2 protein-coding genes and 1 pseudogene are annotated in these 7,378 nt (G+C 75.1%); all 3 read left to right on the top strand.

Features of this window, described 5'->3' with window-relative positions:
• Positions 1–349: 349 nt before the first annotated feature.
• Positions 350–5,209, top strand: a pseudogene (locus tag B5D80_RS34030) (beta-ketoacyl synthase N-terminal-like domain-containing protein); the annotation flags it as partial.
• Entirely contained in the window at positions 5,206–6,312 is a 1,107-nt protein-coding gene (locus tag B5D80_RS32260) for a SpnB-like Rossmann fold domain-containing protein (protein ID WP_088647706.1), read from the top strand. The pseudogene B5D80_RS34030 and the gene B5D80_RS32260, both read left to right, overlap by 4 nt.
• Positions 6,313–6,574: 262 nt before the next feature.
• Positions 6,575–7,378, top strand: an 804-nt coding sequence (locus tag B5D80_RS32255; protein WP_211291728.1) for a beta-ketoacyl synthase N-terminal-like domain-containing protein, incomplete at its 3' end; no start/stop codon positions are given.

Below are 7,378 nucleotides of genomic sequence, written 5' to 3'. Positions count from 1 at the left end.
GACGTCGTTGGCGTGGGGTTTCTGGGACGAGCGTAGTGGGATGACGGGGCATCTTGATGATGCTGATCTGCGGCGGATGGCCCGTGGTGGTATCAGCGGGTTGACCCGCGACCACGCCCTCGCACTGCTCGACGCCGCGATAGGGCGTCCGGAACCGGTCCTGGCCCCGGTCCGTCTCGACCTGACCGCGCTGACCCGGGACCCCGCGGCGGTCCCGCCCGTCCTGCGTGGCCTGCTCCCCACCCCCGTCCGGGTCCGCCGCTCCGCCGCCACCGGCACGGACACGACGGGACTCGCCGACCGGCTGGGCACCCTGGCTCCCGCCGACCGGGAACACCACGTGCTCGCCCTCGTCCGCAGCCACGCCGCCGCCGTGCTCGGCCACGACAGCGCCGAAGCCGTCGACGCGCACCGCGCCTTCAAGGACGTCGGGTTCGACTCCCTGACCGCCGTGGAACTCCGCAACCGCCTCACCGCCGCCACCGGACTCCGCCTGCCCGCCACCCTCGTCTTCGACCACCCGACGCCGACCGCCGTGGCCGCGTACGTGCTGCGGGAGATCGTCGGCGACGAGCCGGCGGCGAGCCTTCCCCCGGCCGTGCCGGCGACCCCCGACACCGCTGCCGACCCGATCGTCATCGTCGGCATGAGCTGCCGGTTCCCCGGCGGGGTCGACTCCCCGGAGAAGCTGTGGGAGCTGCTGGACAGCGGCGGCGACGCGGTCGGCCCGTTCCCCGTCGACCGTGGCTGGGACCTGGAACGGATCTACCACCCCGACCCCGCCCACCCCGGCACCTCGTACACCCGGCACGGGGCCTTCCTGAACGGCGTCGCCGACTTCGACCCCGGCTTCTTCGGCATCTCGCCACGGGAGGCCCTGGCCATGGACCCCCAGCAGCGGCTGCTGCTGGAGACCTCCTGGGAGGTGTTCGAGAACGCCGGCATCGACCCCGCGTCGCTGCGGGGCAGCCGCACCGGCGTCTTCGCCGGCGCCAGCGGCCAGGACTACACGACCCTGCTGGCCCGCATCCCCGACCACGTGAAGGGGCACCTCGTCACCGGCAACACGGGCAGCGTGCTGTCCGGACGGATCTCGTACACCTTCGGGTTGGAGGGCCCGGCGGTCACCGTGGACACCGCCTGCTCCTCCTCGCTGGTCGCGCTGCACCTCGCCGCCCAGTCCCTGCGCCAGGGCGAGTGCACCCTCGCCCTGGCCGGCGGTGCGACGGTCATGTCCACCCCCGGCTTCTTCGTCGAGTTCAGCCGCCAGCAGGGTCTCGCCCGCGACGGCCGGTGCAAGGCGTTCTCGGCGGACGCGGACGGCATGGGAGCCGCCGAGGGCGCGGCCATGGTGCTGCTCGAACGCCTCTCCGACGCCCGCCGGCACGGGCACCGGGTGCTCGCCGTGATCCGCGGCTCGGCGGTCAACCAGGACGGGGCGTCGAACGGCCTCACCGCGCCCAACGGCCCCAGCCAGCAACGGGTGATCCGGCAGGCGCTCGCCGGGGCGGGCCTGCACCCGGCCGACATCGACGCCGTCGAGGCGCACGGGACGGGCACCCGGCTCGGTGACCCGATCGAGGCCCAGGCACTGATCGCCACGTACGGCCAGGACCGCACCCGGCCGGTGCGGATCGGCTCGGTCAAGTCCAACATCGGCCACACCCAGGCGGCGGCCGGCGTCGCCGGCGTGATCAAGATGGTGCTCGCGATGCGGCACGGTGTGCTGCCGCGCACCCTGCACGCCGAGGTGCCCTCCCCCCACGTCGACTGGTCCGCCGGCCACGTGGAACTGCTCCACCGGGCCGAACCCTGGGAGCCGGGCGACCGGCCGCGTCGCGCCGGGGTGTCGTCGTTCGGCATCAGCGGCACCAACGCCCACCTGATCCTGGAGCAGTCGCCGGACGAGCCGGAGCCGACGACCGGGCCCGCAGCGCCCCGACCCGCGACGACCGGGCAGCACGCCCCGCTGCTGGCCTGGCTGCTGTCGGCCAAGACCCCCGAGGCGCTCGCCGGACAGGCCGACCGGCTGTCGACCACGGACGAGCCGGCGCCGGACATCGCCCACTCGTTGCTGGTGACCCGGTCGCAGTTCGACCACCGGGCCGTGGTGCTCGGTCGGGACCGGGCCGACCTGCACGCCGGGCTCGACGCGCTGCGCGCCGGGCGACGGGCGCCGAACCTCGTCCGGGGTGTGCGCCGCGACGGCAAACTCGCCCTCGGATTCGCCGGTCAGGGCGCCCAGCGTCCGGGCATGGGCCGGGAACTGGCCGACGCCGTCCCGGCGTTCGGTGCGGCGTTGGACGACGTGTGCGCCGTGTTCGACAGGTACCTGGACCGGCCGCTGCGCGAGGTCATCGACGGTGACCCGGACCGGCTCGACCAGACCGGTCACACCCAACCCGCACTGGTCGCGATCGAGATCGCCCTGGCCCGCCTGCTCGACTCGTTCGGCATCCGGCCCGCCCTGCTGATCGGCCACTCCATCGGCGAGTTCACCGCCGCCCACGTCGCGGGCGTGCTGAGCATCGAGGACACGGCGGCCCTCGTCTGCGCCCGCGGGCGGTTGATGCAGGCCCTGCCCGCCGGTGGGGCGATGATGGCGTTGAACGTCACCGAGGACGAGGCCGCCGCGGCGATCGAGGCCGTCGGTGCCACCGCGCGGTGGGCCGACCGGATCGGCATCGCGGCCGTCAACGGTCCGTCCTCGGTGGTCGTCTCCGGTGACCACGACGCGGTCCTCGCGGTGGCCGACCGGTTCGACGGCCGCCGGCGCAAGCTGCTGCGTACCTCGCACGCCTTCCACTCGCCGCTGATGCGGCCCATCCTCGACGAGTTCCGCGCCGTCGCGGCGGCGGTGACCTACGCACCCGCCACCGTCGCGCTGGTCTCGACCCTCACCGGCAGGCCCGCCACCGGGGACGACCTGCGCTCGGCCGACTACTGGGTCCGCCACGCCGTCGCCCCGGTGCGCTTCCTGGACGGTGTCCGCACCCTGGCCGACCTCGGCGTCACCGCCCTGCTCGAACTGGGCCCGGACGGCACGCTCACCTCGATGGCCCGCGACGTGCTGCCCGACCCGGCGGTCCTGGAACCCACCATGCGTCCGGACCGCCCGGCGGACGAGACGCTGCTGACCGCCCTCGCCCGCCTGCACGTCCACGGGACCCCGGTCGACTGGACGCCCGTCGTGCGCGACGGCCGGCGGGTGACCCTGCCCACGTACGCCTTCCAGCACCGGCGGCTGTGGCTCACCGACACCCCCGCGCACCAGGGCATCGAAATGGGTGAGCCGCTGACGATCGCGGGTGACGGGGTGGTGTTCACCGTGTCGTCCACCGCCGACGACGACTTCGACGCGCCGGGCGGCCTGGTCGTGGAACTGCTGCTGCGGGCGGGTGACGAGGTGGACGCCGACCTGATCGAGGAGGTGGAGATCCCGGTGCCGCCGGTCGCCGTGCCGGGCGGCACCCGGATGCAGGTACGCGTGCACGCTGCGGACCCGGCCGGTCGCCGGGCGGCCACCGTCTCCTCGTACACGGGCGACGGATGGACGGTCAACGCCACCGCGATCCTCGCGTCCACCGAGCCCGCCGGACCGGACGACGCGCCGTGGGCGGCCGGGCAGTGGCCGCCGGCCGGGGCGCAGCCCGTCGAGACCGACGGCGACGCCGCCCTGCACGCCGTGTGGCGCGACGGGGACGCGCTCCTGGCCGAGCTGGTCCTGCCGACGCCCACCCGCGCCGCCGGCTACCTCCTGCATCCGGCACTGCTGGAGGCACTGGCCGCCGTGACCGGCGTGACCGGCCCGGCCACCGTCGCCCGGTGCCGCGACGTCCGGTTGTTCGCCACCGGGGCGCACCACCTGCGGGTCCGGCTCACCGCGACGCCGGACGGTGCACACCGGCTGCTGGCCACCGACGACACGGGCGACCCGGTGCTGAGCGTCGGCCTGGTCGGGTACGACCGCCCCGGCCCGGCGGCCACCCCGACCCGGTCCGACCCGACGCCCCGCGCGGCCCGCCGGGTCGCCCGACGCGTCGTCCGGCCCGCCACCGCGGCGGACGGGGGCCGGCCGGGACCGGCCGCCCTCGACGCCGCCGACCGGGCCGGTGCGCTGCTCGACCTCGTCCGGCAGGAGGCGGCCGAGGTGCTCGGACACGATCTGTCCACCGCCCTCGACGACGGTCTCAGCCTGCTGGAACTCGGCTTCGACTCGCTGACCGCGACGGAACTGCGCCGCCGGCTGGTCACGGCCACCGGGGTGCCCCTGGCCCCCACCGTGATGTTCGACGAACCGTCCCTGTCCGCGCTCGCCCGGCACCTCGCCGACCGGGTCGCCGGGACGACGCAGGACACGGCAGGCACGGTCAGCGCCCTGTACTGGCAGGCCTGTGCCCAGGGCAGACTCACCGAGGCGCTCACCCTCGTGCAGGCCGCCGCGCGGCTGCGGCCCGCCTTCGACGTGGCCACCGCGACCCGGCACGTCCCGGCACCGGTACGGCTCACCGCCGACGGTGCGGACGCCGGGACTCTGCGCGTGCTCTGCCTGCCCAGCTTCAGCGCCGTCGCCGGGCCGCACGAGTTCGCGCCGTTCGCCGCCGCGCTGCGGGGCAGCCGTGCCGTGTCCGCCCTGCCCGAACCGGGCTACCTCGACGGTGAGGCGTTGCCGGAGTCGCTCGACGCCCTGCTGCGGATGCAGGCCGAGGCGGTCCGGCGGGAAGCGGGAACCACCGGGTTCGTCCTCGTCGGACGGTCGATGTCGGGCATGCTGGCGCACGCCCTCACCGCCCACCTGGAGGCCGCCGGCCTGCCGCCCGCGGCGGTGGTGCTGCTCGACAGCTCGTCACCCGCGGCGATCCGGCGCAAGCCCTGGCTGTCCACCAGCCTCGCGCAGGCGGTCGCCGACCGGGAGAGCGGACTGGAGTTGCGCAACGACACGCGGATCACCGCGATGGGCCGGTACCACGAGATCTTCGGTGCCTGGGAGCCGAAACCGGTGTCCACCCCCACCCTGCTGGTCCGGGCCACCGAGCCCTGGTCGGCCGAGGTGGCGACGGCGCCGGGCGGCTGGACCGCCGAGTGGGAGCCGCCGCACGCGACGGTCGACGTCCCGGGTGACCACTTCACGATCCTGGAGGCCGCCGCCGCGTCCACCGCGCTCGCCGTGGACGGGTGGATCGGCGCGACCCTGGAGGCGCGGCGATGACCGGTGCGCCGTCCCCGACCACGCTGCGCCAGCACGACTGGGTGCCGCGCGGCGGCCCCGAACAGCGGCTGCGGAGCTGGACGCCGCTCGGCGCGGACACCCTGGGGCTGGGTCGGGTGCTCGGCCCGCCGGCGACCGACGGCGAGGTGGTGGTCGCCGCCTGGTCGCCGGGCGGACCCGACGTCGGGGTCGCCGCCCGGGAGCTGGCCGCGCTGGTCGGTGGCTGGTTGCGGGACCATCCGGACGACGGGACCCGGCTGGTGCTCGTCACCCGGGGGCCGGTGCTCGCCCGGGTGGGCGACAGCCCGGTGCACACGGGCGCGTGGGGGGTGCTGCGCTGTGCCCTGGCGGCGCATCCCGGCCGCTTCGCCATGGCCGACGTCGACGGGAGTCCGGAGTCGCTCCTGGCGATGTGCCGGGCGGTGGCCGCGGGCGAACCCGAGCTCGCCGTCCGGGGCGGTCGGGTCTTCGTGCCGAGGCTCGTGCCCGCCGCCGGATCAGCCACCCCGACGTCCGAGGACGTCGTGCTGGTGGTCGGGGCGGTGGACGGCGCCGGTGGGGTGCTGGCGCGGCACCTCGCGGCCCGACCCCGCACCGGCCGGGTCGTGCAGTGCGCGGCCGACGCCCGGGGCGAGCTGGACGACCTGGCGCGGACCGTGCCGCTCACGGCGGTGGTGGTCGCGGCGGCCGACCCCGCGCACCTGTGGGCGGTGCACGAGCGTACCCGGGCACTCGGCCTGTCCCGGTTCGTGGTCCTGTCCACCGCGGCCGGGGTGACCGGCGCACCGGGCGCGTACCGGCGGGCCGCCGCCGGGGCGTATGCGGACGCGGTGGTCCGGCACCGACGGGCCGAGGGGCACGCCGGCACCTCGCTCGCCTGGGGGCCGTGGGCGGGGCGTCGGTCCCGTCCGGACCCCGCCGAGCGGGACTGGTGGAGTCGCCTGGGCGTCGCCCAACTGTCCACGATCCAGGGGTTGCGGGTGTTCGACGAGGTGTGGGACAGCGACGGCGTCGTCCTCGTGCCGCTCACCGGGCCGACCGGGTCGACGCCGGAGGCCGACCTGCCGGCGGCCCTGCGCGACCGGCTGCCGTCGGCGACCTAGGTAGGGGCGGTCCTAGGGGTTGACCGCCACCCCCGGGCCGGTGGTTCGTTAGACGCCCCTCGATGGGGCACCATTCTCCCGACAATTCTTATCTCGATTACCGGACACTGCCGCCCGGCTCGACGAATGCGCTTTATGGCCCTGTTTAGGGGGTCGGCAGGGGTTCAGCTCGGCCCGCCCGGTTCATTAGCTTCAGCCGCGAGAGACGCGGCTGCCGGCCGTACGTCCCGACGGGTCCCGGTCCCGACAGATGGGTTGCCGAATGTCGAACGAAGAAAAGACCGTCGAATATCTCAAGCGCCTCACCGCGGATCTCCAGCGGGCCCGACGGCAGTTGCGCGACGCCGAGGAGCGGGAACGGGAGCCGATCGCGATCATCGGCATGGCGTGTCGTTTCCCGGGCGGCGTCGGGTCGCCCGACGAGTTGTGGCAACTGCTGGACAGCGGCACCGACGCGGTCACCGAGTTCCCCACCGACCGGGGCTGGGACCTCGACGCCCTGTACGACCCGGACCCGGAGCGGATCGGGACGTCGACCACCCGGCACGGCGCGTTCCTCACCGGGGCCGGGGACTTCGACGCGGACTTCTTCGGTGTGTCGCCGCGCGAGGCGGTCGCGATGGACCCGCAGCAGCGGCTGCTGCTGGAGACGTCCTGGGAGGTGTTCGAGGACGCCGGGGTGCGCGTGGACACCCTGCGGGGCAGCGCCACCGGCGTCTTCGTCGGCAGCAACACCCAGGACTACGTCGCCGTGGCCACCGCCGCGGGCGGCGAGCTGGAGGGTCACCTCGGCACGGGCACCGCCGCCAGCGTGCTGAGCGGCCGGATCGCGTACACCTACGGCTTCCAGGGGCCCGCCGTCACGGTGGACACCGCCTGCTCGTCGTCGCTGGTCGCCCTGCATCTCGCCGTGCAGGCCCTGCGCGCCGGGGAGTGCACCCTCGCGCTCGCCGCCGGGGTCACCGTCATGTCCACCCCCGGCGCGTTCCTGGAGTTCAGTCGGCAGCGGGGGTTGGCGGTGGATGGGCGGTGTAAGGCGTTTGCGGGTGGGGCGGATGGGACGGGT

Origin of the sequence: Micromonospora wenchangensis (genome assembly GCF_002210435.1) — a bacterium.
GTDB classification, from domain to species: Bacteria; Actinomycetota; Actinomycetes; order Mycobacteriales; family Micromonosporaceae; genus Micromonospora; species Micromonospora wenchangensis.
Note: the sequence above shows the minus strand (reverse complement) of the source record. Positions and strands in the feature narration are given on the sequence as shown.

Coding starts and splice junctions, on each gene's coding strand:
- B5D80_RS32260 (WP_088647706.1), top strand. CDS start 5,206: ATGACCGGTGCGCCGTCCCCGACCACGCTGCGCCAGCACGACTGGGTG.